Genomic DNA, 25,231 nt, shown 5'->3' with positions numbered 1-25,231 from the left:
GTGCCGCCATGGCCGTCACCATTCACCGCCGGTCCACCTGGGCCGTCCATGTACCCGATACGTCCACGGGAGCGGACCTGATCGCGGACAGAGCCGCGACGGTCTACTGGGACTACGAGTTCCCCTACCGGGCGGCGCAGGAGGCCATCGTCGCCCAGGCCGGCATGGGCCCGCTGAACAGCGGGCGCGAGTGGACGCCCTGGAAGGGCGGTGTGTTCATCCACCATCGCGGGCTCGTCCCCCGCATCCTGAACGACGAGGACGACTGCCGCCGCGACATCGCCGAAGTGTGGGCGAAGGAGTACATCGAGGACTTCGACGACATCGAGTACAACTTCCTGGTGTGCCCGCACGGACACGTCTACGAAGGCCGCGGCCTGCAGCGGGGCGAGGCCAACTCACCGGGGTACATCAGGGAGTCGGGCTACGGGGACGTCGGGCGGAACACGGGCTACTACTCCATCTGCGGCCTGCTCTGGAGCACTCAGCAGCCGACGTCCGCGATGAAGAAGTCGATCAGGGACCTGATCTGGCACCTGCGCACCGCCGTCCCCGACAACCGCAAGGCCGGCGACGCGATCTATCCCCACTCCAAGAACAACCCGGGCACCGACTGCCCGGGCAACCTGACCTCGTACGCGAAGACGGGATCCGACATCGACCCGGGCATGCCGGCCCCGTCGGCCCCGGCACAGCTCGACGTCATCTCCCGCTCCCAGTGGAACGCCCGCCCGCCGCGTCAGGTGGTGAAGGTGCCGTACGGGCAGCGCGTCGGCTTCGCCGTGCACTACTCCGCCGGCAACAAGTACCAGACCGTACGGGCCATCCAGAACTACCACATGGACTCCAACGGCTGGGACGACATCGGCTACAACTTCCTCGTCGACTGGCAGGGACGGATCTACGAGGGCCGGGGCTGGACCAACCTGGGGGCGCACGTGGCCGGTTACAACACCAGCCACATCGGGGTGTGCTTCATCGGCGTCGACGGTGACGCCACGACGGAGGCGAAGAACGCGATCCGCAGCCTCTATCACGCCGCGAACGAGCGCACGGGCAGGACGCTGAACGCCACCTACCACTCGGCGCTCGCGCCCACCCAGTGCCCGGGCGCGGAACTGCGGCTGTGGGTCGTCAACGGCATGAGCGGATCGACCCTGCCGATCGGCGACAGCGAGTCGGGCACCCCCGGCATGGGAGAGACCGGCGTCCGCTCCGTCATCGCGCAGCAGCGGGCCGTCAACGGGCTCGGCCACACGCCGCCTCTGGACGAGGACGGTGTCTTCGGCCCGCTGACCGGCGCCGGGGTGAAGTGGCTGCAGACGAAGGTCGGCACCGACCCGGACGGGCTGTGGGGGCCCGCCACCGAGGCCGCGTACGTCGCCTACATCGGCCGGGGCGGAGGCGGCGGGGGCGTGGCCACCATCCGCTCCGTCTCCGCGCAGCAGCGGGCCGTCAACGGCCTCGGATACACGCCCGCCCTCGCCACCGACGGCATCTTCGGCCCGCTCACCGAGACGGGCGTCAAGTGGCTGCAGAGCAAGGTCGGCACGGCGCCCGACGGGATGTGGGGCCCGGACACCGAGCGGGCCTACGCGGACCACACCGGGTCGCCGAACTTCAGCGGCGGAGGCATCACCACCATCCGCGCCGTGCGGGCGCAGCAGCGGGCGGTCAACGGGCTCGGCCACACGCCGCCCCTGGACGAGGACGGTGTCTTCGGCCCGCTCACCGAGGCCGGGGTGAAGTGGCTGCAGGGGAAGGTGGGCGCGGCCGCGGACGGGCTGTGGGGGCCCGCCACCGAGGCCGCGTACACCGCCTACAGCGACGGCGAACGCCTGCCGGTCGACGGGGAGTTCGGTCCCGCGACGATCACCGCGACGCAGCGCGCCATCGGCGTCACCGCCGACGGGGAGTGGGGGCCGGCCTCCAAGCGCGCCCTGCAGCAGCACCTCAACACCTGGGCGGGCGCGGAGCTCGTCGTCGACGGCGACATCGGCGCCGCCACGGTCGAGGCGATGCAGCGCCACCTCAACAAGATGACCGGTGCCGGTCTGCTCGTCGACGGCGACTGGGGCACGGGCACCACCAAGGCCCTGCAGGCGGCACTCAACCAGGGGAGGTTCTGATGGGGGACGAAACGTCGGGAACGGGCCCGTCGCGGCGGGGCGTGGTCGCGTACGGCGCGCTGGCGGCCGCCGGGCTGATGGCGGTCGGAGCGCCCGCCGTAGCGGCGACGGAGGGCTCCTCCGCGGGGCGGGCGGCCGCCGGGGGCTTCGGGGAGTTCGAACCCGTGGCGGCCAGTGAGGCGGACGCCGTCACCGTCCCCGCCGGGTTCCGTGCGGACGTCGTCGCTCCGTGGGGGGAGCGGATCCGTACGTCCCGCGCGGACGGCGCCGTCGCACAGGCGCGGCAGGTGGGCAGCCACCATCACGGTGTGCGGTACGTCGCGTCGGGCGGGAGCGGACGCGGGCTGCTCGTCATCGGCCACGAGGGCGCCGATCCCGCGCTGCTGGGCGACGACCCCCGTACGGCGATGGCCGCGCACGGGCTCACCGTGGTCGGGGTGCGGGAGGACGGCGGGGCGTGGCGGACCGCGGGGTCGGCGGCGGGCCGCCGGATCACCGCGGAAACGCCGACGCGGTTCTCCGGGCCGTTCGCGGCCGACGGGCCGTCGCGCGGTGTGGTGGCCGTCAGCGGGGTCACCGTCACGCCGTGGGGGACGTGTCTGGCCGCGGAGGAGGACTACCAGGCCTGCTTCGGCACGGACGAGGTGAGGTGGCGGCGTACCGAGGAGGACGTGCGCTACGGGCTGTCGGCCGGCGGGTTCGGCCATCCGTGGCACGGTGCCGACCCGCGCTTCGACCTGGCCCGGGACGGGGCGCACGCCCGGCAGTTCGGGTGGGTCGTCGAGTTCGATCCGCGCGATCCGTCCTCAGTGCCGGTGAAGCGGACCGCGCTCGGGCGGTTCTCGCACGGGAGCGCGACGGTGAGCGAGAGCGGGGGACGGGTCGTCGTCCACAGCACCGATGCCGTGGACGGGGGGTACCTGTACAAGTTCGTGAGCGCGGGCGCGTCGTTGGACGACGGGACGCTGTACGTGGCGCGGTTGCGGGCGGACGGCAGGGGGCGTTGGCTGCCGCTGCGGTACGGGGAGGGGCCGCTGACCCGTGCGGGCGGGTGGGCCGATCAGGGGGACGTGCTCGTACGGGCGCGGCTCGCGGCGGACGCGGTGGGGGCCACCGCGTTGAACCGGCCGGAGCGGGTGGCCGTGAGCCCGGTCGACGGTCATGCGTACCTCGCGCTCGCGGGTGGGAACGGGACGGGGCGGTGTTCGGACGCGGGAGTGCGGGGGGCCGTGCCGCGGGTGGGCGCGGCGGATCCGTACGGGTGCGTGGTGCGGTGGCGGGAGACGGGTGGGGACGGGCTGCGGTGGGAGTTGTTCCTGGCGGGCGGGGACCTGCGGGGTGGCGGTGAGGGGGTTTTCGCCGCGCCCAAGGGGCTCTGGTTCGACGCGCGGGGGACGTTGTGGATCTCCACGGGGGTGTCGGGGGCCGCGGTGAACGGGCCGGGCGAGGTGTACCGGGCGGCCGGCAACAACGCGTTGCTGGCGGCGGATGTCGGGAGTCGCGTGGTGCGGCGGTTCCTCACCGCGCCACGGGGGGCGGAGGTCACGGGGGTGGATGCGACGCCGGATGGCCGGGCGTTGTTCGTCAATGTGCAGCATCCGGGGGAGCGGACGGTGCGGTGGGGGGCGGCGGAACGGTCCAGCGGGTGGCCGGGGGCGGGGGAGGTGCCTCGGTCGGCGACGGTGGTGGTGCGGCGCGTGTAGGGGGCGGTGCGGTTGCCCGCAGTTGTGGCGGGGCCGTTGACCTCTTGTGGGGTCGCCTTTACCTTGGCGGCGTTCGTGGTTTCAGATGTCGTTCGGTATAGCGAACGGGATTGTTGTCCCCCCACGAGAGGCAGTCCGTATGAGTCGCTTCGAATCGGTTTCTGCGCGCAGAGTTCTGCTGAAAGGGGCCCTCGCCGCTGTCACGCCTGCTGTCGCCCGGGCGAAGGCGGAGAGTTACCGGAATCCGCTGGTGCCCAACCGCGCCGATCCGCATATCGCGCGGCACACCGACGGGTTCTACTACTTCACCGCCACAGCCCCCGAGTACGACCGGATCATTCTGCGCCGGTCCCGGACGCTCGGCGGGCTGGGGCGGGCCGCCGAGACCGTGATCTGGCGGGCGCACCCGGCCGGGAACATGGGCGCCCACATCTGGGCGCCCGAGATGCACCGCGTCGGCGGCAAGTGGTACATCTACTTCGCCGCCGCGCCCGCCGAGGACGTGTGGGCGATCCGGATCTGGGTGCTGGAGAACGCCAACGCCGACCCGTTCACGGGCGCTTGGGTCGAGAAGGGCCAGATCAGGACCGCCTGGGAGACCTTCTCCCTCGACGCCACCACCTTCGCGCACCGCGGAAGGCGCTACCTCGCCTGGGCCCAGCACGAACCCGGGCTGGACAACAACACCGCCATCTGGCTCTCCGCGATGGCGAACCCCTGGACCCTGACCGGCCCTCAGATACGGCTCTCCACACCGGAGTACGCCTGGGAACGCATCGGCTTCGCCGTCAACGAGGGGCCCTACGTCCTGCACCGCAACGGACGGCTGTTCATGACCTACTCGGCCGGCGCCACCGACGCCAACTACTGTGTGGGCCTGCTGACCGCCGACGAGGACAGCGATCTGACGGACCCGGCGAGCTGGGCCAAGTCGCCCGTCCCCGTCTTCACCAGCAACGACACCACCCGGCAGTACGGCCCCGGCCACAACTGCTTCACCGTCGCCGAGGACGGCCGTACCGACGTGCTCGTCTACCACGCCCGCCAGTACAAGGAGATCACCGGCGACCCGCTGCACGATCCCAACCGGCACACCCGCGTCCAGAAGCTGGGCTGGAAAGCGGACGGCACCCCCGACTTCGGGGTCCCCGTGGCCGACACCGAGGGGGCGTGACATGAGACGGGCCTACGCGTTACTGCTCACCCTCTGTCTCGCGCTCGCCGGCGCCCTGGTCACCGCGCCCGCCCAGGCCGCCCCGCAGACCGTCGCCAACGGCGTCCAGTTCACGGACGGTTCGGGCGGTCCCGTACACGCCCACGGGGGCGGTGTCCTCAAAGTCGGCGCCTACTACTACTGGTTCGGCGAGCACCGCAACGCCGACAACACCTTCCGCTACGTCGACGCCTACCGTTCCACCGACCTGAAGAACTGGGAGTTCCGCAACCACGTCCTCACCGAGAACAGCCACTCCGAACTCGCCACCGCCAACATCGAACGGCCCAAGGTCATGTACAACGCGTCCACCGGCCAGTTCGTGATGTGGATGCACAAGGAGAACGGCAGCGACTACGGCGAGGCCCGCGCCGCCGTGGCCGTCTCCGACACCGTGGACGGGAACTACACCTGGCGGGGCAGCTTCCGGCCGCTGGGACAGCACATGTCCCGCGACATCACCGTGTTCACGGACACCGACGGCGCCGGCTACATGGTCTCCGCCGCCCGCGAGAACTACGACCTGCACATCTACCGGCTCACCGCCGACTACACCGGCATCGCGAGCCTCGTCGCCAACCCCTGGCCCGGCGGTCACCGCGAGGCCCCGGCCCTGTTCAAGCGCAACGGCGTCTACTTCATGCTGACGTCGGGTGCCACCGGCTGGAGCCCCAACCAGCAGCAGTACGCCACCGCCACCAGCCTCTCGGGCCCCTGGTCGGCGATGAGCAACGTCGGCGACTCCACCGCCTACGGCTCGCAGACCGCGTACGTGCTGCCGGTGCAGGGCACGTCGGGCACCGCGTACCTGTATCTCGGCGACCGCTGGGGCAACTCCTTCGGCGGGACCGTCAACGACTCCCGGTACGTATGGCTGCCGCTGACCTTCCCGTCGTCGACGTCCCTGTCCATGTCCTGGTCCCCGGAGCTGACCATCGACACGGCCGCCGGGACGGCCGGCGGTACGTCCGCCCCGTACAACACACTGATCGCCCGGCACAGCGGCAGGTGCGCCGACGTGACCGGTCAGTCGCTGTGGGCGGGCGCGCAGATCAAGCAGTACGACTGCAACGGCGGCGGGAATCAGAAATTCTGGTTCAAGTCCGTCGGAAGTGGTTACTACCAACTCATGGTCCGGGGCAGCAGCTTGTGCGTGCGGGAGAACGCGAGCACCGTCACACAGGAGAACTGCGACACCTCCGCGACGAGCCAGCAGTGGTCGCTCACCACGACGGGCTCGTACGTGAACGTGAGGTCCCGCGCCACCGGGGAGTGCCTCGACGTGAACGGGGCATCCACGGCCAACTCCGCCGCGATCATCACGTACACCTGCACCGGAGGCACCAACCAGCAGTGGACTCGCGGGACATGAGATCAAACAAGGTGCCCCGGCATCTGGTGCTCGATGGCACACTCGGGGTGGGATGAACCCCTGGGGCGCCCCGTCCGGAACCGGGGCGTCCCAGGCCTGCGCCTGTGACGCCACGTCCCCGGGGGCTGCGTTCAGCCCCTCCGGCGTTTGAGGAGCGGGGTCTGGGGCGGAGCCCCAGGTCGGGACGGGCAGGGGCGGCGGGGGCGAAAAAAGCTTGGTACAGTCGGCCTTTTCGCGGGTATCAGACCCTTTGGACTCATCTCCGGCGAGGAACCGAGGAACCATGGACATGGAGCCCCCCGGTGAGAAACGGCTGGCCGCCGCCGTCGTGAGGGACGACAAGGGCCGCATCCTCCTGGTCCGCCGCAGCGGGACCGAGAAGTTCCTCCCCCGGGTCTGGGGCGTCCCCTGCGGCAAGCTGGAACCCGGCGAGGACCCCCGGGACGGCGCCCTGCGCGAGCTGAAGGAGGAGACCGGCCTGCTCGGCGAGATCGTCCGCAAGGTCGGCGAGTCCTCCTTCGTCAGCGACTACCGCGGCCAGGAGACGAAGAACTGGCAGGACAACTTCCTGGTCCGCCCGCTCACCGACCGCGTCACCCTCCCCCTCCCCGACCAGACCCACGCCTGGCTGTATCCCTCCGAGCTGACCGGCGTCGACATCGACGCCTACAACCTCGACGTCGTACGCCAGGCCCTCACGGACTCCTGAGCAGCTCCGCCAGACCGTTCAGCGCGGTCAGATAGCCGGGCACGTCCAGCGGCTGCTTCGGCACCGCGCCCGCGTGCGGGCCCGCCGCGGTGAACACATCGGTGTGCCGCCGCCGCTCGGCCCCCGTCTCCAGGAACAGGGTCACCGTCGGCACCGGAGTGTCGCACCACGCGCGATGCAGGGTGTGCGCCGGCAGGGCGTACGTGCTCCCCGCCGCATAACGGCCGGTGTGCGCCAGCCGCAGCCGCGCCGGACCCGCCGGGGTCAGCAGCCAGTCCGCGGACCCGTCCGCCAGGGACTCCTCGTACCGCTCGGCCTCGAAACCGTCACCGCCGCCCGTCTCGTACAACTCCATGCACAGCCGCCCCCGTACGATGTGCGAGGCCAGCGCCGAGCGGTGGTTGTGGATGTCCTCCCGGCCGGTACCGCCCGCGCCCGCGTGCCACAGATGCACGCGCAGCATGTGCCGCGGACCGGCGTCGATCAGCAACAGCTTGTCGAAGCCCAGCACGTGCCGGTACGACAGCCGGGCACAGCCCTTCGGATCGCCCTCCCCGCGGACCAGTTCACCGACGAGCTCCGACAGCCGCTCGGGCGAACCCAGTTCGGCGACCACCGCGCCCGCCGCGGACACCTGCTCCCGTTCCGGCAGCCCACCGTCCAGCGTCCGCGTCAGTAACCGCCGCGCCGCCGCCACGTGCCGTCCCCCCACGCACTCCACCCCTTCGATTCAACGGTCGTTCGGCCGGTAGCTCCACAGGGCGTGTGCCCGCAGCGCCGACAGACCCTGGTACGTCATCCACATCGGGTGCCGCAGCTCGGTGCTGTCGCCCCGGCCCCAGGTCCAGATGCCGTCCCGCTGCCCCGCCCGCACCGCCGCGGCGGCCCCGTCCGCCAGCTCCCGCCACGTCCCCTCGAGGCCGTCCTGGCGGGCGACCTCCAGCGCGCCCCGGGAGAGCAGGGCCCGCAGGATCCAGGTCGCGGTGAAGTGCCGTACGTTCAGGACCTCGTGGTGGGCGGGGTCGTCCGGGCGGGGCCGGCGCACCTCCTCGCGCAGGTTCTCCAGGTCCGGGCAGGAATGGTGCGCGGCGCCGGGGCAGGACAACAGCCAGCGCACGCCGTCCTCCCGGGCGGCCCGTACCCCCGCGTTCTCGCCCAGGACCCGTCCGGCACGCTCCAGCGCGACCACCGCCTGCGCGGTGTGCAGCGGCGACGGCGGCCCGTACGGCGGGTCCAGGCGGTAGCCCCAGCAGCGCAGATGCTCCCGGCCCCGGTCGCTGATCGCCCCGTCGACGAGGACCTCACGCAGCGGCGACAGGGCGTCGCTGCCGGGCGCCGCGCGCAGCAGCCCGCGCAGCACCGTCGTCACCACATGCGTCGACTCCCGCCCGGCACGGTCCCGTTCACGTGTGAACGCGGTCGTGCAGCGGTCCACCTCCTGCGCGAGCCGGTCGGGCGACACCCCCGCGCGGGCGAGCGCGCCCAGCACCAGCGCGGTCACCTCCGGGCGTGCCTGCGCCCCCTGCGACCGGGCCGACCAGCCACCGTCCGGCAGCCGCAGCCGCCACAGCGTGTCCACGAGTTCGCCCGGCCGCAGCCGGCCGTCGGTCATCCCCAGGTCGAGCAGCGTCTGCAGCCCGTACGACGTGCCCACGGACGTCGGCCGCCCGGGACCGCTCTCGCCCAGCGAGTGCGACCAGCCCGTGAGCCGCCCCCGGTCCGGGTCGTCCACCACCGCCACCTGCGCGACCAGGGTGTCGTAGGCGGAGGCGAAGACCTCGGGCAGCGGACCCGGCGCCGGGCCGGTGACGGGCCCCGGCGGGACGGCAGGGGCGGCGGGCTCGGCCGTCCGGGCCCGTACTAGCGCCGCCGCCAGCCAGGCCGCGAGGCCGGTGCCGACGCCGCTCACCGTGGAGATCAGATACCGCGCCGCCTCCCCGTCCAGCGAGTCGGGCAGTACCTGGAACAGGAACTGGAACACCCCGTACCCGGCGGCCGCGCAGCCGATACCGCCGAGCCAGCCCACGAACCGCACGGGACGCGGGGGGCCGCCTCCCGGACCGGGAGGCGCCGGGTCGGGGCCTCCCGGGCCCAAGGGGTGCCGCCTCAGGCGTGGCTGGGACACAACGCGCGCCCCCTTCCTGCCTGACCGGCTCCGACTCCACGTCCGTACCGCTGTTATCGCCGTCTCACACCCGGCCCACTTACCCGAAGGTCAACGCGCCTTCTCCCGGGGCCAGTTCAGCAGCGCGACATGCAGGGCCCCGATCGACCTGTTCCATGATGCCGTCACCTCACGGGGATCGCCGAACGCGCCCTGGGCCTCCAGCGCGCAGAAGCCGTGGAAGGTGCTGCGCAGCAGGCGTACGGCGTCGGTGAGGTCCGGCTCCTCCAGGTCGTAGGCACGGAGCATGCCGTAGGTGATCTCGGCGGTGCGGCGCAGCGCGGGGGAGTCCGCCACCAGGTACTGGTCCAGCGGGATCCGGGTGGCCGCGTACCGGCCCGGGTGGGCCAGGGCGTACTCCCGGTAGGCGTCGGCGAACGCGGCCAGCGCCTCCCCGCCGGTGCGTCCGGCGACCGCCGCCGCGATCCGGTCGATCATCTCCCCGCCCGCGAGCAGCGCCATCCTGGTGCGCAGATCCCGCAGCCCGCGCACATGCGCGTACAGGCTCGCGTCCTTCACACCGAAACGCCGGGCCAGCGCGGACAGCGTGACGTTCTGGTAGCCCGCCTCGTCGGCCAGGTCGGCGGCGGCCGCGACCAGACGGTCGGTGGTGAGTCCGGCGCGGGGAATGACGGCCTCCGGGGCAGACCTGAGCAGGAAGCCCCAGCCTACCGATCAGGTGTGGGCGAGCCGCCGTGCCCCGGGTACGCACCGTTCGTCCTTCCGTCGACCACCGGGGGTGGTCAGTCGCGCGGCTGCGAGAACACGAAGGAGAACTCCACCGGCTCCGGCCACAGGTGGTACCGGGGCAGCGGGCCCGGTCCGCAGGACTGGGACCCGATGCCGTGCAGCCGGTGGTCGAGGTGGACCCACACCGTGTCGCCGGGCACGAGGTCGGTGCGATGGCGGGCGGCGTCCAGGTGCTCGGTGGTCCACGGCCTGACCGTGAACCAGAACTCCGGTTCGCCGTCGACCCGGAGACCGCCGACCTCCGCCCAGCGCACATCCGCGTGGGCGCCGTTCTCCTGCGGGCGCACATACGGCGTCTGCAGTTCTCCCACGCTCGCGTCCCACAGCAGGTCCCGGGACGCGGCCCTGGTGTCCGGATAGGCCTCGTTGCCGCCGCCGTACCAGAAGACGGCGTCCTCGGGCGTGCCCGCGAGACCGAAGCGGATGCCGAGCCGGGGCAGCGGCACCCGCCAGTCGCCCTCCGGCACGACCGAGACGGTCAGCCGCACCCGGGTGCCGTCGGAGGTCCACCGGTACACCGTGCGCAGGCCCGTCTCGCGTCCGGCGGGCGCCACCCGGGTCCGTACGGTCAGCGCGTCACCGTCCGTCTCGACCGCGTCCAGCCGGTGCCGCATCCGGTGCAGGCCCGACTCCCGCCAGAGCGGCCCGTACCGGGTGTCCGTCTGCCAGGACGCCCCGTCGTCGTTGTCGGTCGTCGCCCGCCACACATCCAGCCGCAGATCCCTCACCGGCACTCCGGAGAGCGAACGCACCGCGCCCGTGCGGGCGTCGAACTCCGCCGGGCCCAGTGCGATCCGGTCCCCGTCCACGGCGGGCCGCACACCGGCCGCCGCCGGCAGCGGGGCCCCGGGCGCCACCGTCCCCTGCCCCCATGCCACCTCGTGCCCCTGACCGGCCCACGGTGTGTCCTCGGCGAGCAGCACCTGCACCGTCCACTGCACCTCCTCGCCCCGGCCGTCCGGCGCCCCGGGCAGCTTGACCTCCGCCGACTCGCCGGGGGCCAGCGCGGGCACGGTGAGCCGGTGCGCGCCCGTCGGTATTCCGTCCACCTGGTGGGAGAACACGAACTCCAGCCCGGACAGATCCGCGAAGTCGTACCGGTTGGTGATCCGTACGGTGCCGGCCGCGTCGCCGGCCTCGATACGGACCGGCTCGATCACCTTCTTGTACTCGCGCAGGCCCGGTGAGGGCGTGCGGTCGGGGAGGAGCAGTCCGTCGCAGACGAAGTTGGCGTCGTGCAACTCCTCCCCGAAGTCGCCCCCGTAGGCGAAGCCCAGCTCGGGATGCTCGACGCCGTGGTCGATCCACTCCCAGACGAAGCCGCCCTGCAGCCGGTCGTACCGCTCGAACAGCTCCTGGTACTCGGTGAGTCCGCCGGGGCCGTTGCCCATCGCGTGCGCGTACTCGCAGAGGATCAGCGGGAGTCCGCGCCGGCGGTGGGTGCCGCCGTCCAGACCCCGGCCGATCCGCTCGACCTCCTCGTGCGGCGGGTACATCCTCGAGTACACGTCCGTGTCACGGCAGCCGGTGTCGCCCTCGTAGTGCACCGGGCGGGAGGGGTCCCGGCCGTGGATCCACTCGGCCATCGCGGTCAGCCCGCGTCCGGTGCCGGCCTCGTTGCCCAGGGACCACATCACCACCGACGGATGGTTCTTGTCCCGCTCGACCATGCGCTCCGCCCGGTCCAGCAGGGCCGGGGTCCAGCGGTCGTCGTCGACCGGGTTGTCCCGCCACTCCTGCTCGACGAAGCCGTGGGTCTCCAGATCGCACTCGTCGATCACCCACAGCCCGTACTCGTCGCACAGCCGCAGGAAGGCCGGGTGCGGGGGATAGTGCGAGGTGCGGACCGCGTTGAGGTTGTGCCGCTTCATCAGCAGCACGTCCTCGCGCATGGTGCCGAGGTCCAGCGCGCGGCCCGTGCGCGGGTGCCACTCGTGCCGGTTGACGCCCTTGAACAGCAGCGGCGTGCCGTTCACCTTGATCAGGCCGTCCTCGACGACGACCGTACGGAAGCCCACGCGCACCGGGACGCGTTCGCCCGCGGTGGCCAGTACGCCGTCGTACAGCCGGGGTGTCTCGGCCGTCCACGGCTCGACCGGGAGCGTCACCGCCTCACCGGTGCCGGTGTCGATGCCCAGTTCCGGGACGGTCACCCGGCCCGGGACGCCGGAGTCGACGCGCAGGGTGCCGGCGCCGGTGACATGGTCGTAGGAGGCGTGCACGAAGAAGTCGCCCGCGGCGCCGGGCGGGCGGTGCAGCAGCGTCACGTCACGGAAGATGCCGGGCAGCCACCACTGGTCCTGGTCCTCCAGATACGACCCCGCCGACCACTGGTGCACCCGGACCGCGAGGACGTTCCCGGACGGCTTCAGCAGATGGCCGACCGCGAACTCGTGCGGCAGTCGCGAGCCCTTGAACTCCCCGATGTCCGTGCCGTTCAGCCAGACCCGCGCGCAGGACTCCACCCCGTCGAAACGGAGCACCGTATCGCCCCCGTCCGGCCAGTCGCCGGGCAGGTCGAAGACGCGCAGATGGTCACCGGTCGGGTTCTCGGCGGGCACGCGCGGCGGGTCGACGGGAAAGGGGTACAGGTGGTTCGTGTAGACGGGCGCGCCATGGCCCTGCAGGACCCAGTGGCCGGGCACGGTCACCTCCGCCCAGCTCCCCGCGTCGAACCCGGGCTCGGCGAACGCGTCGTCCTCGGCGTCGGCGGTCGGCGACACCCGCAGCCGCCAGCCGCCGTTCAGGGACAGGGAGGCCGCGTCGGAGGACGCGTACCAGGCACGCGGGGGAAGGGTCCCGCGGCCGGGGGATACGTCCTCGACATAGCCGGTGGCCGGGGTGGTGCGCGGTGTCATGTGTCTCCTAGCTCAGCCCTTGATCCCGGTCTGGGCGATGCCCTGCACCAGCCAGCGCTGGAGGAACAGGAAGACACAGACCAGGGGGAGGATGGATATGGCCGTGGCCATGAAGATCAGATGGAAGTTGACGGTCTGGTTGGTCATGTACGAGGAGAGGGCCACCTGGACCGTCCAGGCGCTCGGGTCCTGCCCGATGACCAGCGGCCACAGGAAGGAGTTCCAGCCGCTGATGAAGGTGATCGTGGCGATGGCGGCGAAGAAGTTCAGCGAGTTCGGCACGACGACCCGCCAGTACGCGCCCCAGTATCCGAGCCCGTCCACCCGCGCCGCCTCCTCCAGCTCTCTCGGGAACCCCAGGAAGTACTGCCGGAACAGGAAGCAGGTGAAACCACTGAAGAGCCCCGGAATGATCAGACCCCGGTAACTGTCCACCCAGCCCAGCGAGGAGACCAGCACGAAACTGGGCACGAAGGTGACGGCCGTCGGCACCATCAGGGTCACCAGCACGGCGTAGAACACCTTGTTCGCGTGCCGGTAGGGGATGCGGGCCAGCCCGTATCCGGCGAGCGAGCACACCAGCAGCGTGCCGACGGTGTGCGCCACGCCCACCACCGCCGAATTCCACAGCGAGCGGGCGAAGTCGACCGTCGGATCGTCGAACGGCTCGGTGACGTTGCCCCATTGGATGTCGCCGGGGAAGAACTGCCAGTCCTCGCCGGTGATCTCCGCATCGGTGGACAGCGCGTTGCGCACGATCAGATAGAAGGGCACGAGGAAGAGGAACGCGGCGACGCTCGTGGCCGCGTACAGGCCGGCCGAGCCGAGCACGTTCCCCCGCCGGCCCCGGCGCGAAGTCCCGGTGGTCACTTGGAGCCCTCCGCCCTGCCGAAGCCCATGATCCGGCCCTGGAGCAGCGTCACCAGACAGATCAGCAGCGTCAGGATCAGCGCGCCCGCGCTGCCGGCGCCGTAGTCCTGGTTCTCGCCCAGCGCCTTGTAGTACAGCTCGACCAGCGGTGGACGCCCCCACGTCGTCTTCGACAGCAGATTGAAGAACTCGTCGAACGCCTGGTACGCCGCGACGAGCAGCAGCAGGATCACCGCCGTCGAGGTCGCCCGCAGCTGCGGCAGGGTGATGTACCGGAACGTCTGCCAGCCGGGCCGCGCCCCGTCGATGGCCGCCGCCTCGTACAGCTCCGGCGGGATGTTCTGCAGCGCCGCCAGGAACAGGATCATGTAGAACCCGGCCTGCAGCCACAGCCGTACGGTGACGATGACCAGCCAGTACCAGGGCGGGTCGGGGCTCGCCAGCCAGGCCGTGCCGTCGGCGCCGAACCAGCCGAGGACGGTGTTGGCGAGCCCGAAGCGCACACCGTTGAAGATGGACATCTTCCAGATCAGCGAGGCGGCGACATAGCTCACCGCCGTCGGCAGGAAGAACACCGACCGGAAGAACGCCCGCATGAACCGCAGCCGGTTCACCGCGAGCGCGAGCGCCAGGGACAGCGCCCAGGTGGTCGGGACGATGATCACCGCGAAGACGGTGAAGGTGACGAGGGAGCCCATGAAGTCCTCGTCCGTCAGCATCGTCCGGTAGTTCTCGAAGCCGACGAAATCGCTGGGCGTGACGGTGAAGCGGGCCTCGAAGAACGACAGCCAGGCGCTCCAGAGGATGGGGACGTAGACGAAGATCAGCAGGCCGATGAGGAAGGGGCCGGTGAACAGCCAGAAGGCGAGGGTGCTGCGCGCCCGCAGCCCCCGCCGCGACCTGGCCGGGGCGCTGACCTGGCGGGTGGTGGTCGTCGGCATCGTGTGACCGCCCGTCCGCCGGCCTAGCCGAAGAGCTTGTCGAGTTCGCGGTTGACCTTCCCGTCGGCCTTGCCGAGTTCGGCCTCCGGGTCACCGCCCTTGCGGACACAGTTGGCGAGGACGTCCTCCAGGGCGGTGATCATCGCCTGGGTCCAGCCGATGTTGTCGAAGTGCCCGAACTCGTTGAACAGCCGCACCCCTTCGGCGGGCAGACCCGACTTCAGCTTGTCCGCGGACTCGGCGAGCGAGGTGCGCGGCGGGATGTGGAAGCCGTAGGAGAGCGCCCAGTCCTCCTGGTACTCCTTCCGGTCGATCCACAGCCACTTCACATACTCCTTGGCCGCCTCGACGTTCTTGCCCTTGGCGTTGACGAACATCGACCAGCCGCCGTTGTACACGGTCTGCCTGCCCGCGTCGGTGACCTTGGGGAAAGGGAAGATCCCCAGGTCGTCGCCGAGCGCCTGCTGCATCTGCGGCATGGCCCACATGCCGCACCACTGGATCGCGGTGAGCCCCTGGTTGAGGGCGGAGGGGTCCCAGAAGTCGGTCGGCGCGTCGAGCAGCAGATCGCCGCTGGTGAACAGCGTGCGCAGGGTGCGGAAGCCGCCGACGACACCGTCCGTGTGATAGGCGATCTCGTTGTTCTCGTCCAGGGTCTCGGCGCCCGACGCCCAGATCAGCGGATTGACGATCGAGTGCAGGGTGTTGCCGAGGTAGATGCCCTTGACCTTGTCGGTGGTCAACTCCGCCGCTGCCGCGACCAGTTCGTCCAGCGTCCGCGGGATGCCGACGCCGGCCTTGTCGAACAGCGACTTGCGGTAGAAGAAGAACTGCGGGTCGTCGATCATACGGACGCCGTAGATCTTCCCGTCGACGGTGTGCGACTGGATGTCCGCCGGGTTGAAGTCGTCCTTCACCGGGTCGATCAGCTCGGTCAGATCGGCGACCTGGCCGCTCTTGACCAGCTGGATCTGCGGATGGAACTCGAAGACGTCCGGCGCCTTGTCGGTGAGCAGCGACGCGAACAGCTTGCTCTCGAAGTTGGAGCCCGTGATCCACTGCGTGGACACGTTCGCGTCCTCGTACGCCTTCGCGTACCGCTTGATCGCCTGCTCGGTGCCGGCCTCGCCGTACGCGTGGAAGTACTGGACCAGGCTCGTGCCCGATCCCGAACCCCCGCCCCCGCGCCCGTTGTTGCCGCCACAGGCGGCCAGTCCGCCCGCGGCGGCGAGGCCGAGCGCGGCGCGGAGTGCTGATCGACGGTCCCAGCTGCTGTTGCCCGAATCCGGCATGGCGACGTCCTTGTCTCGAGTGCGGCGGTCGGCGGGTTGGCGCTCAAGGACTTGCGGTGCGCGGGACGTTAACCTTCGGCAAATACTTCGGCAAGGGGTTGGACAAAGTCGGTGCGAAGCGTTGTGCGCCGTTCGTGATGACGAACGGACGCGGGGCGGCAGTTACCGGCGACCGCCGGCGGTACGGCTCCTGGCGCGCTTCCCCGCGGACTGCAGGGCGCCCTCCAGCGCGAACGTCGCCGCGCCCAGACACACCGGGTCGGTCGGGATTGGGGAGAGGACGATCCGGGTGGCGGCCAGCGGGCGGCGCAGCGCGTGCCGGGTGACGGCCGTACGCACCTCGTCGAGCAGGGGCTCGCCGAACGCGGCCGCGACCCAGCTGCTGAGCACGACCACCTCGGGGTTGAACAGGTTGATCAGATCGGCGATCCCGGCACCGAGATAGCGGGCGGTGTGCCCCAGCACCTTCAGTGCCACCGGATCGCCGTCCCCGACGCCGCGGGCGAGGGCGTCGATGGTGGCCGTCTGGTCGTCGGCCCGCAGCAGCGGACCGTCCGGGCTCAGCTCCCGCAGATTCAGCATGATCCCCGGCGCGCCGGTGTACGTCTCCACACAGCCCCGGTTGCCGCAGTGGCAGGGACGTCCGTCCAGGACCAGCGTGGTGTGCCCCCATTCGCCGGCGCTGTTGCTCACCCCCCGGTGCACCGCGCCGCCCAGCACCAGGCCCGCGCCCACCCCGGTCCCGAGGTTCACCACCACCGCGTCCCCGTGCCCGCGCGCCGCCCCGAACCACAGCTCGGCCACCGCGCAGGCCCGCAACGGGTTGTCCAGATACAGGGGGTAGGCGATGTGGCCGGTGAGCAGATCGAGCAGCGGCACGTCGTGCCAGTCCCAGTTCGGCGCGTACGCGCAGACCCCGGTGTCCCGGTCCACCTGGCCCGGCACGCTCACCCCGACCCCGAGCACCCGCGCGCTCTCCACCCCGGCCTGCGCGACCACCGCCCCCACCGCCGTCGCCACATGCCCCACGACCCGCTCGGGCCGGCTCTCGCCGGGGCGCACGGGCTCCTCGGTGCGGGCCAGCACGTTCAGCGCGAGGTCGAACAGCTCGACCCGGACATAGGTCTCGGCGAGATCCACCCCGATCAGCGCGCCGCCCGGCGCGTTGACCGCCACCAGCCCCCGGGGACGGCCGCCGGCCGACTCCTCGAAGCCGACCTCGGTGATCATGCCGAGGTCCAGCAGCTCGCCGACCAGGGTGGCGACGGTCGCGAGACTGAGACCGGTGGCGGCCGCCAGCTCCTGCCGGGAGGTCGGTGACGCGGCGATGATCTGGCGCAGCACCTGATAGCGGTTGGCCGTGCGGATGTCCCGCGATGTGCGCTTCACCGTCAGCTGCCCCCATCCCTGCCGGGCCGCGCCGACGGGCACCGGCGCGCGGCAAGGCTATGGCGCGGGCGAAGCTTTCGACAAGGGGTTAGGAAAGGGGCTGGACGAAGTCCGGTCAGTGGCCGAGCACGTCCCGTACGAAGGTGTTGGAGAAGGTGCCCCGCGGGTCCAGGTCCTCGACGGTGTCCCGGAAGTCGTCCAGGCGCGGGTAGCGGGCGCGCAGCCCGGCCGCCGGGGTGGTGAACACCTTCCCCCAGTGCGGGCGGGGGTCGAACGGCGCCAGTGCCTCCTCCAGCCGCCGCACCACGGGCAGCACCGTCCCGGTGTCCTCGGTCCAGGTGAAGTGGAGGGCCACCGTGTCCCGGCCGTAGGAGGGGCTCAGCCACTGCTCGTCGGCGGCGACCGTACGCACCTCGCAGGTCTGCAGCACGGGGGCGAGCGTCTCCCGGATGCCGTCCAGCGCGTGCAGCGCGGCCACCGCCGACTCGCGTGGCAGCAGATACTCCGACTGCAATTCCGCGCCGCTGCTCGGGGTGAACTCCGCCCGGAAGTGCGGCAGCCGCTCGTGCCAGGGACCCGCCACCCCGAACTGCTCCGTGCAGTTCACCGCCGGCATACCCGGCACCGGGTGCATCTTCTCCGTCGCCGGGGCCGCCCAGGGGAAGTCCGGCAGCGGCCGGTCGGTGCGCCGCTTCAGCCACACCTGACGGAAGCCCGGCGCCCGCCAGTCGGTGAACAGGCTGACGCTGTACGCCGCCGACATCACCGTCTCGAACGTGGCCTGATCCAGCCCCTCCAGGGGCATCTCGGTGAACACGTGCTGCTCGACCTCGTAGGCGGGTTCCAGATCGAGGGTGAGCGCGGTGACGACGCCCAGGGCGCCCAGTGAGGTGACCACACCGCCGAAACGGTTCGTCACGCCCCGGGTGAACCGCACGGGCGAACCGTCCGCCACCACGATCTCCACAGCGCGCACCGACGAGGCCAGCGGCCCGTTGCCCACACCGGAACCGTGGGTGCCGGTGGCGACGGAGCCGGCCACCGAGATGTGCGGCAGCGACGCCATGTTCCCCAGCGCCAGCCCGTGCCGGTGCACCACGCGCGCCAGCTCCGCGTAACGCACACCGCCCCCGACCCGTACCGTCCGGGCGGTGGTGTCCACGTCGATCTCCGGCGCCAGCGCGTCGAGGGAGAGCAGCACGCCGTCCGCGCCGGGCTCCGCGATCGCGTTGAAGGAGTGCCCGCTGCCCAGGACCCTGACCCGTGAGCTCCCGGCCACCAGGTTCCGCAGCGCGCTCAGGCTGTGCGGGCGGTGCAGCTCCTTGGCGGCGTACGTGATGTTGCCCGCCCAGTTGGTCACGGTCTCGGCCATCGCTCGTCCTTCCTGACGATCGGGACCGAAAAGGTCCCCCGCCGGAACCTATCCCGGGAGTGGTCCACGCCACGTGGGGGGACCCGGCACCCCGGATCTCCTCGCGGGGGCATACCGTGAGGAGTCGTACGTCCGAACCGGGAGGAGACACTTCGATGGGCAGCCGCACCGCGCTGGTCGAGGATCTGATGGAGCGGTTCCCCCATGTGCCGCGCGAAGCCGTGTTCAAGGAGGACCTGCTGCGCGGCGGTGTGGCCTTCGACCCCTCCGCGCTCAGCGACAACGAGGACGGCGAGGTCAAACCGAAGTCCTACTTCATCTTCTCCTTCGACCACGGCACCCTGCCGGAGCTGGGCGAGGCCGCGCTGCGCCGTCCGCCGGAGGAGATCATCCTCACCGGAGGCCCCTACGACCTGCGCCGTACGGTGGTGTCCGTACGCGTGAACCCGGCCTCCCCGTACCGCGTCGCCTCCGACGAGCACGGCCGGCTCGGCCTCTACCTCGACGGCAAGCGGATCTCCGACGTCGGCGTGCCGCCCATGCCGGAGTACTACCGGCACAAGCTCGCCAACGGGAAGTCGGTCATGGAGGTGGCCCCGACCATCCAGTGGGGCTACCTGATCTACCTCACCGCGTTCCGGGTCTGCCAGTACTTCGGCGCCAAGGAGGAGTGCCAGTACTGCGACATCAACCACAACTGGCGCCAGCACAAGGCGGCGGGCCGTCCGTACACGGGCGTGAAGGACGTCGACGAGGTCCTCGAGGCGCTGGACATCATCAACACGTACGACACGGCGAAGACGTCCACCGCCTACACGCTCACCGGCGGCGCGATCACGTCGAAGGTCCAGGGCCTGGACGAGGCGGACTTCTACGGGCGCTACGCCAAGGCCATCGAGGAGCACTTCCCGGGCCGCTGGATCGGCAAGGTCGTCGCCCAGGCGCTGCCCAAGGACGACGTGCAGCGCTTCAAGGACTACGGCGTGCAGATCTACCATCCCAACTACGAGGTGTGGGACGAGTACCTGTTCAAGATGTACTGCCCCGGCAAGGAGCGGTACGTCGGCCGTGACGAGTGGCACAAGCGCATCCTGGACTCCGCGGACATCTTCGGCGCGCGCAACGTGATTCCCAACTTCGTCGCCGGTGTCGAGATGGCCGAGCCCTTCGGTTTCAAGACCGTCGACGAGGCCATCGACTCCACCACCGAGGGCCTGCGCTTCTTCATGTCGCACGGCATCACGCCCCGCTTCACCACCTGGTGCCCGGAGCCCACCACCCCGCTCGGCAAGGCCAACCCGCAGGGCGCGCCGCTGGAGTACCACATCCGGCTGCTGCAGGCCTACCGGCAGACCATGGAGGACTTCGGCCTCACCTCGCCCCCCGGCTACGGCCCGCCCGGACCCGGCAACGCGGTGTTCTCCGTCAGCTCCTTCATGGACAGCCTCCCCGCCCAGGAGCCCGCCGGGACGGTCTGAGCCGGCGGAGCACGGCGCACGACGCGGAGGACCGGAACTGAGACGTTCCGGTCCTCGGCGCGTATCTCCCCGCGTACGGCCCCTGCGAGGTGTGGCCATGCCGCCACACAAAGTGAGGGAAGCGCTTGTCATTTGTAGCGGGGTCGTGAAAAGCTCTGCCACTGCCGCGAGGTTTCCCCCAACTTTATTGCCACGATGGCAAGTTGACCTCGTTCGTGATGCGGGAGTCTCATGCCCGACCTGCCGAGCCCTCAAGGCGCCGCCGAGGCGGCGCTGTTCACCGAGTGCTGGGACGCGGCGCTCTCCTACGCCGACCTGTGCACAGCCGGTTCCGCCGCCGCGGCCGAACTCGCCCGCGAGGCCTTCGCGCAGGGCATACGGGAACTGCGCGAGGCGGAGTCGGCCACCGTCCGCAGCCGCCGTTCCTCCCGGCTGCCCCGGATCCCCCTGCTACTGACCGCCGTCCGCAGCACCGCCGCCGCCTGGGAGGAGGCGGGACAGGGCCACAAGCTCGACCCCGATCTGCGGCTGTGGCTCCACTCCGAGCAGGCCGCCCGCTACACCGGCCCGCCCCTGGAACGCCCGGTCGCCCTGCGCGGACTGCGCGATCTGCAGCCCGCGGACGCCGAACTCCTCTGGCTGGCCGAGGCGGAGTCCCTCCCGCTGCCCCTCGTGGCCCGCCGGCTCGGCCTCGACCCGGCCACCGCCGCCGACGAACTCGCCCAGGTGGGCCGCCTGTTCCGGGACCGCTGCCACCGCAACCACATCGACTCCCCGCTGGACGCCGAGTGCCGCAGCTACGCCCGGCTCCTCGACGCCGTCACCCGCTCGCCCGCAGCGGACGCCCCCGACGACCTCTCCCGCCATCTCGCCACCTGCCACCGGTGCGCCGAGGCCGCCGCCTGCCTTCGCCTGCACGGCGGCGGACTGCCCGGCGCGCTCACCGGCGGAGTGATCGGCTGGGGCGGCCTCGCCTATCTGGAACGCCGCCGCCGCGCCGCCGAGGCACGGCTCGGGGCCGGCCGCCCGGACCCGGCCGACACCGACGGCGGCCAACCGGCGGACGCCGGGCCCCGCGGCCGGCTCGGCCGGCACGGCCCGCTGGTCGCCGCCCTCCTGGTGTCCCTGCTCGCGCTCGTGGTCTCCCTGATGCCGTTCGGCGACAGGGCCGACGAGAGAGCCGAACGCCCCGAAGCCGAGGAGCAGCCGGTGGCCGACCCCGGCCCCTCCCTGCCCTCCGCCCCCACGGGCTCCCTCGCCACCCCGTCCGCCTCCGCGACCCCGTCCGCCGAGCGCACCCCGGACCCGGAGAACCCCGCCCCCGAGGACCCCGACCCCGAACCCCAGGGCACCCACTCCGCCTCCGCCGCGCCCGCGACCACCGCCCGCGGCGAACCGGCCGCCTGCCGCGCCGACTACGACGTGGTCAACGAGTGGCCCGACGGCTTCCAGGCCACCGTCACCGTCACCACCCGCGACCCCCTCGACTCCTGGCGCGTCGGCTTCACCTTCCCCGACGGCCAGCGCGTCACCCAGATGTGGGACGCCTCGTCCGACCAGGACGGCACCCGGGTCACCGCCACCGCCGCCGACTACAACCGGTCGGTCGCCGCCGGCGGGAAACTCGCCTTCGGCTTCCTCGCCTCCCGGAACGGGACGAACCACCCGCCGTCCGGCTTCACCCTCAACGGCCGTACCTGCGCGCCGGTGTGAGCGCCGGAAAAAACCGGTTGACGGGCCGGGGCGGTCGCGGGCTACTGTGACCGCGGATCACAGAACCACACGGCGGCCGCGTGCCGCCGTACCGGAACTTCGTGGAGTGAGGAGGTGTCGACCGATGGCTGTCACTGCGCTGGGCGCTGCCCGCATTCAGGAACCCGTCACGTCCACCTCCGTGGCCACCGGCTGAACCCATGTCCGCGCGCCTGAGCGCGCCCGCCGGGGCCACCCACCCGAAGGGTCACCCCCTTGACTTCCAGCTCCACCTCCGTTTCCTCCGTACTCACCCCTTACGGCTGGGACGACGCCTGGGCGGACGCGTTCGCCCCCTACGCCGCGGAAGGGCTGCTGCCCGGCCGGGTGCTCCGGGTCGACCGCGGCCAGTGCGACGTCCTCACCCCCGGCGGCACCCTGCGCGCCGACACCGCCTTCGTCACCCCGCACGACCCCCTGCGGGTCGTCTGCACGGGCGACTGGGTCGCCGTCGAACCAGGAGGGCACCCGCGCTACGTCCGCGCGTATCTGCCCCGCCGTACCGCCTTCGTACGGTCCACCTCCTCCAAGCGGTCCGAGGGACAGATCCTCGCCGCCAACGTCGACCACGCCGTCGTGGCCGTCTCGCTTGCTGCCGAACTCGACCTGGCCCGGATCGAACGCTTCCTCGCGCTCGCCTGGGAGTCCGGGGCCCAGCCCGTGGTCGTCCTCACCAAGGCCGACCTCGTGCCGGACGCGGTCACCCGCGCCCACCTCGTCCAGGACGTGGAGACCAGCGCGCCCGGCGTGGCCGTGCTCCCCGTCAGCGCCCGGGACGGCGACGGACTCGACGTCCTCGCCGCGATCACGGCCGGCGGCACCTCGGTACTGCTCGGGCAGTCCGGCGCCGGCAAGTCCACCCTGGCCAACGCGCTCCTCGGCGAGGACGTCATGGACGTACAGGCCATCCGGGACGTCGACGGCAAGGGCCGCCACACCACGACCACCCGCAACCTGCTGGCCCTGCCCGGCGGGGGAGTCCTCATCGACACCCCGGGCCTGCGGGGCGTCGGCCTGTGGGACGCCGGCACCGGGGTCGGCCAGGTCTTCGCCGAGATCGAGGAACTCGCCGGGAACTGCCGCTTCCACGACTGCGCCCACGAGAGCGAACCGGGCTGCGCCGTCCTCGACGCCATCGAGACCGGTGACCTCCCGCAGCGCCGCCTGGACAGCTACCGCAAGCTGCTCCGGGAGAACCAGTACATCGTCGCCAAGACCGACGCCCGGCTCCGCGCGGAGATCCGCAAGGACTGGAAGCGCAAGGGCGCCATCGGCAAGGCGGCGATGGAGGCCAAGCGGGGACGCCACTCCTAGCGTCACGTCCGATTTCCGCCAGCCGGGGCCTCCCGGGTGGCGGAGACTGGACGGCATGAAGGACGAGGACAGCAGGTACGAGGCGGTGCGCAGCCGGGACGCCAGGTTCGACGGGGCGTTCTTCTTCGCCGTGCGGACGACCGGCATCTACTGCCGGCCCAGCTGCCCCGCCGTCACCCCCAAGCGGCACAACGTGAGCTTCTACGCGACCGCCGCCGCCGCGCAGGGCTCCGGGTTCCGCGCCTGCCGGCGCTGCCGCCCGGACGCCGTGCCCGGCTCCGCCGAGTGGAACGTACGGGCCGACGTCGTCGGCCGGGCCATGCGGATGATCGCCGACGGCGTCGTCGACCGCGACGGCGTCGCCGGACTCGCCGCCCGGCTCGGCTACAGCGCCCGCCAGGTGCAGCGCCAGCTCACCGGCGAACTCGGCGTCGGACCCGTCGCCCTCGCCCGCGCCCAGCGGGCGCACGCCGCACGCGTCCTGCTCCAGACCACCGACCTGCCGGTCACGCAGATCGCCTTCGCCGCCGGATTCGCCAGCGTGCGGCAGTTCAACGACACCGTACGGGCCGTCTACGCGACCACCCCCAGCGAGCTGCGCGCCACCGCACCCCGCAGCGGCCGGGCGCGCACCGCCACGCCCTCCGCCGGAATCCCCCTGCGGCTCGCCCACCGCGGCCCCTACCAGGCCGGACCCGTCTTCGACCTGCTGGAACGCGAGACGGTACCCGGCGTCGAGGAGATGACCGGCGCTCCCGGCACCCGCACCTACCGGCGGACGCTCCGGCTGCCCTACGGCACCGGCATCGCCGCCGTCGACGAGCCGCGCGGCAGGCCCGGCGGCTGGCTCGACACCCGCCTCCACCTCACCGACCCCCGCGACCTGACCACCGCCGTACACCGGCTGCGGCGGCTCTTCGACCTGGACGCCGACCCGTACGCCGTCGACGAACGCCTCGGCGCCGACACCCGGCTCGCCCCGCTGGTCGCCGCCCGGCCGGGACTGCGCTCACCCGGCACCGCCGACCCCGCCGAACTGGCGGTACGCGCGCTGGTGGGCCGCGACGAGGCCGCCCGGCTCGTCCAGGCGTACGGCAAGCGGCTCGACGCCCCCTGCCACGGCCTCACCCATCTGTTCCCCGAGGCCGACGTCCTCGCCGAGGCCGAACCCGACGGCACCCCGGGCGCGCTCACCACCGCCCTCGCCGACGGCACCGTACGCCTCGGACCCGGCGCCGACCGGGACGACGCCCGGACCGCACTGGCCGCCGTCCCCGGCCTCGACGCCCGTACGATCGCCGCGATCCGCACCCGCGCCCTCGGCGACCCGGACGTGGCCCCGCCCGGACCCGCCGTTCCCGACAGCTGGCGTCCCTGGCGCTCGTACGCCCTGAACCACCTGCGCGCCGCAGGGGAGTTGGAGTAGATCATGGAGACCACCTACTGGACGAGCGTGGACAGCCCCGTCGGGCCGCTGCTGCTCACCGCCGCCCCGGACGGCGCACTGACGTCGCTGTCCGTCCCCGGGCAGAAGGGCGGACGCACCCCGGCCGGCGACTGGCGGCGCGACCCCGGGCCGTTCCGCGAGGCCGAACGGCAGCTCACCGCGTACTTCGCCGGCGACCTCAAGGAGTTCCGGCTGGCCCTGCACGCCACCGGCACACCGTTCCGGGAGAAGGTGTGGGCCGCCCTCGACGACGTCCCCTACGGGGCGACCGTCTCGTACGGCGAGATCGCCGCGCGGATCGGCGCGCCGAGGGCCGCCGTACGGGCCGTCGGGGGCGCGATCGGCGCGAACCCGCTGCTCATCCTGCGCCCCTGCCACCGGGTGATCGGCGCCGACGGCTCGCTGACCGGGTACGCCGGCGGCCTGGAGCGCAAGGTCCAGCTGCTCACGCGCGAGGGCGTGCTGCCCGCCTGAGAGC

Annotated in this window: 19 protein-coding genes; 10 read left to right on the top strand and 9 right to left on the bottom strand. The window is 71.9% G+C overall.

Annotation, left to right across the window (positions count from 1 at the left end):
- Nucleotides 1-8 precede the first annotated feature (8 nt).
- The 5 genes from IF28_RS36855 to IF28_RS0100935 all read left to right on the top strand — a co-directional run bounded on the left by IF28_RS36855 (nt 9) and on the right by IF28_RS0100935 (nt 7,126).
- On the top strand, nt 9-2,129 hold the full coding sequence (locus IF28_RS36855) for a peptidoglycan-binding protein (protein ID WP_030212306.1): 2,121 nt from the start codon (nt 9-11) through the stop codon (nt 2,127-2,129).
- Nucleotides 2,129-3,832: a PhoX family protein gene (locus tag IF28_RS0100950; RefSeq protein WP_199808938.1), complete on the top strand. Its 1,704-nt coding sequence runs from the start codon at nt 2,129-2,131 to the stop codon at nt 3,830-3,832. Before IF28_RS36855 ends, IF28_RS0100950 begins: the two co-directional genes overlap by 1 nt.
- A gap of 139 nt (nt 3,833-3,971) precedes the next feature.
- The gene (locus IF28_RS0100945; protein WP_030212300.1) at nt 3,972-5,006 is read left to right on the top strand and encodes a family 43 glycosylhydrolase; all 1,035 of its coding nucleotides are present in this window, start codon (nt 3,972-3,974) and stop codon (nt 5,004-5,006) included.
- A 1-nt stretch (nt 5,007) separates the two neighbouring features.
- Complete coding sequence (locus tag IF28_RS0100940; protein ID WP_030212297.1) at nt 5,008-6,417, top strand: RICIN domain-containing protein; 1,410 nt, start codon at nt 5,008-5,010, stop codon at nt 6,415-6,417.
- A 289-nt stretch (nt 6,418-6,706) separates the two neighbouring features.
- On the top strand, nt 6,707-7,126 hold the full coding sequence (locus IF28_RS0100935) for an NUDIX hydrolase (RefSeq protein WP_406710875.1): 420 nt from the start codon (nt 6,707-6,709) through the stop codon (nt 7,124-7,126).
- Here IF28_RS0100935 and IF28_RS0100930 read toward each other — a convergent pair.
- The 9 genes from IF28_RS0100930 to IF28_RS0100890 form a co-directional block, all read right to left on the bottom strand.
- Entirely contained in the window at nt 7,113-7,838 is a 726-nt protein-coding gene (locus IF28_RS0100930) for a hypothetical protein (protein ID WP_030212291.1), read from the bottom strand. The two genes, IF28_RS0100935 and IF28_RS0100930, sit on opposite strands and share 14 nt — an antisense overlap.
- A gap of 18 nt (nt 7,839-7,856) precedes the next feature.
- Complete coding sequence (locus IF28_RS39635) at nt 7,857-9,152, bottom strand: hypothetical protein (protein ID WP_234324823.1); 1,296 nt, start codon at nt 9,150-9,152, stop codon at nt 7,857-7,859.
- A gap of 189 nt (nt 9,153-9,341) precedes the next feature.
- The gene (locus IF28_RS0100920; protein WP_030212285.1) at nt 9,342-9,920 is read right to left on the bottom strand and encodes a TetR/AcrR family transcriptional regulator; all 579 of its coding nucleotides are present in this window, start codon (nt 9,918-9,920) and stop codon (nt 9,342-9,344) included.
- A 113-nt stretch (nt 9,921-10,033) separates the two neighbouring features.
- The gene (locus IF28_RS0100915) at nt 10,034-12,898 is read right to left on the bottom strand and encodes a glycoside hydrolase family 2 TIM barrel-domain containing protein (protein WP_030212283.1); all 2,865 of its coding nucleotides are present in this window, start codon (nt 12,896-12,898) and stop codon (nt 10,034-10,036) included.
- 12 nt (nt 12,899-12,910) lie between these two features.
- Entirely contained in the window at nt 12,911-13,768 is an 858-nt protein-coding gene (locus tag IF28_RS0100910) for a carbohydrate ABC transporter permease (protein ID WP_030212280.1), read from the bottom strand.
- A complete protein-coding gene (locus IF28_RS0100905) occupies nt 13,765-14,709 on the bottom strand; it encodes a carbohydrate ABC transporter permease (protein ID WP_030212277.1) in 945 nt (314 codons plus the stop codon). The genes IF28_RS0100910 and IF28_RS0100905 overlap by 4 nt, the downstream gene beginning before the upstream one ends.
- 23 nt (nt 14,710-14,732) lie before the next feature.
- Complete coding sequence (locus tag IF28_RS0100900) at nt 14,733-16,001, bottom strand: ABC transporter substrate-binding protein (protein ID WP_030212274.1); 1,269 nt, start codon at nt 15,999-16,001, stop codon at nt 14,733-14,735.
- A 162-nt stretch (nt 16,002-16,163) separates the two neighbouring features.
- On the bottom strand, nt 16,164-17,390 hold the full coding sequence (locus IF28_RS0100895; RefSeq protein WP_030212271.1) for an ROK family transcriptional regulator: 1,227 nt from the start codon (nt 17,388-17,390) through the stop codon (nt 16,164-16,166).
- Nucleotides 17,391-17,505: 115 nt separating this feature from the next.
- Nucleotides 17,506-18,762: a D-arabinono-1,4-lactone oxidase gene (locus IF28_RS0100890; protein ID WP_030212268.1), complete on the bottom strand. Its 1,257-nt coding sequence runs from the start codon at nt 18,760-18,762 to the stop codon at nt 17,506-17,508.
- Between the two features lie 155 nt (nt 18,763-18,917).
- Here IF28_RS0100890 and IF28_RS0100885 point away from each other — a divergent pair, with 155 nt between their 5' ends.
- The 5 genes from IF28_RS0100885 to IF28_RS0100865 all read left to right on the top strand — a co-directional run bounded on the left by IF28_RS0100885 (nt 18,918) and on the right by IF28_RS0100865 (nt 25,227).
- The gene (locus IF28_RS0100885) at nt 18,918-20,240 is read left to right on the top strand and encodes a radical SAM protein (RefSeq protein WP_030212256.1); all 1,323 of its coding nucleotides are present in this window, start codon (nt 18,918-18,920) and stop codon (nt 20,238-20,240) included.
- 231 nt (nt 20,241-20,471) lie between these two features.
- Nucleotides 20,472-21,953, top strand: a complete 1,482-nt coding sequence (locus tag IF28_RS0100880; RefSeq protein ID WP_030212253.1) for a cellulose-binding domain-containing protein — start codon at nt 20,472-20,474, stop codon at nt 21,951-21,953.
- Between the two features lie 255 nt (nt 21,954-22,208).
- Nucleotides 22,209-23,306 carry a ribosome small subunit-dependent GTPase A gene (rsgA, locus tag IF28_RS0100875; RefSeq protein ID WP_030212250.1) on the top strand — a complete coding sequence of 366 codons (1,098 nt, stop codon included), beginning with the start codon at nt 22,209-22,211 and terminating at the stop codon, nt 23,304-23,306.
- A gap of 55 nt (nt 23,307-23,361) precedes the next feature.
- Nucleotides 23,362-24,732 carry a DNA-3-methyladenine glycosylase 2 family protein gene (locus IF28_RS0100870; RefSeq protein WP_030212247.1) on the top strand — a complete coding sequence of 457 codons (1,371 nt, stop codon included), beginning with the start codon at nt 23,362-23,364 and terminating at the stop codon, nt 24,730-24,732.
- 3 nt (nt 24,733-24,735) lie between these two features.
- A complete protein-coding gene (locus tag IF28_RS0100865) occupies nt 24,736-25,227 on the top strand; it encodes a methylated-DNA--[protein]-cysteine S-methyltransferase (protein WP_030212244.1) in 492 nt (163 codons plus the stop codon).
- Nucleotides 25,228-25,231: the final 4 nt, after the last annotated feature.

Origin of the sequence: Streptomyces sp. NRRL WC-3626 (genome assembly GCF_000718785.1) — a bacterium.
GTDB lineage: Bacteria > Actinomycetota > Actinomycetes > Streptomycetales > Streptomycetaceae > Streptomyces > Streptomyces edwardsiae.
The sequence above is the reverse complement of the archived record's forward strand: the minus strand, read 5'-3'. Positions and strand labels throughout refer to the sequence as shown.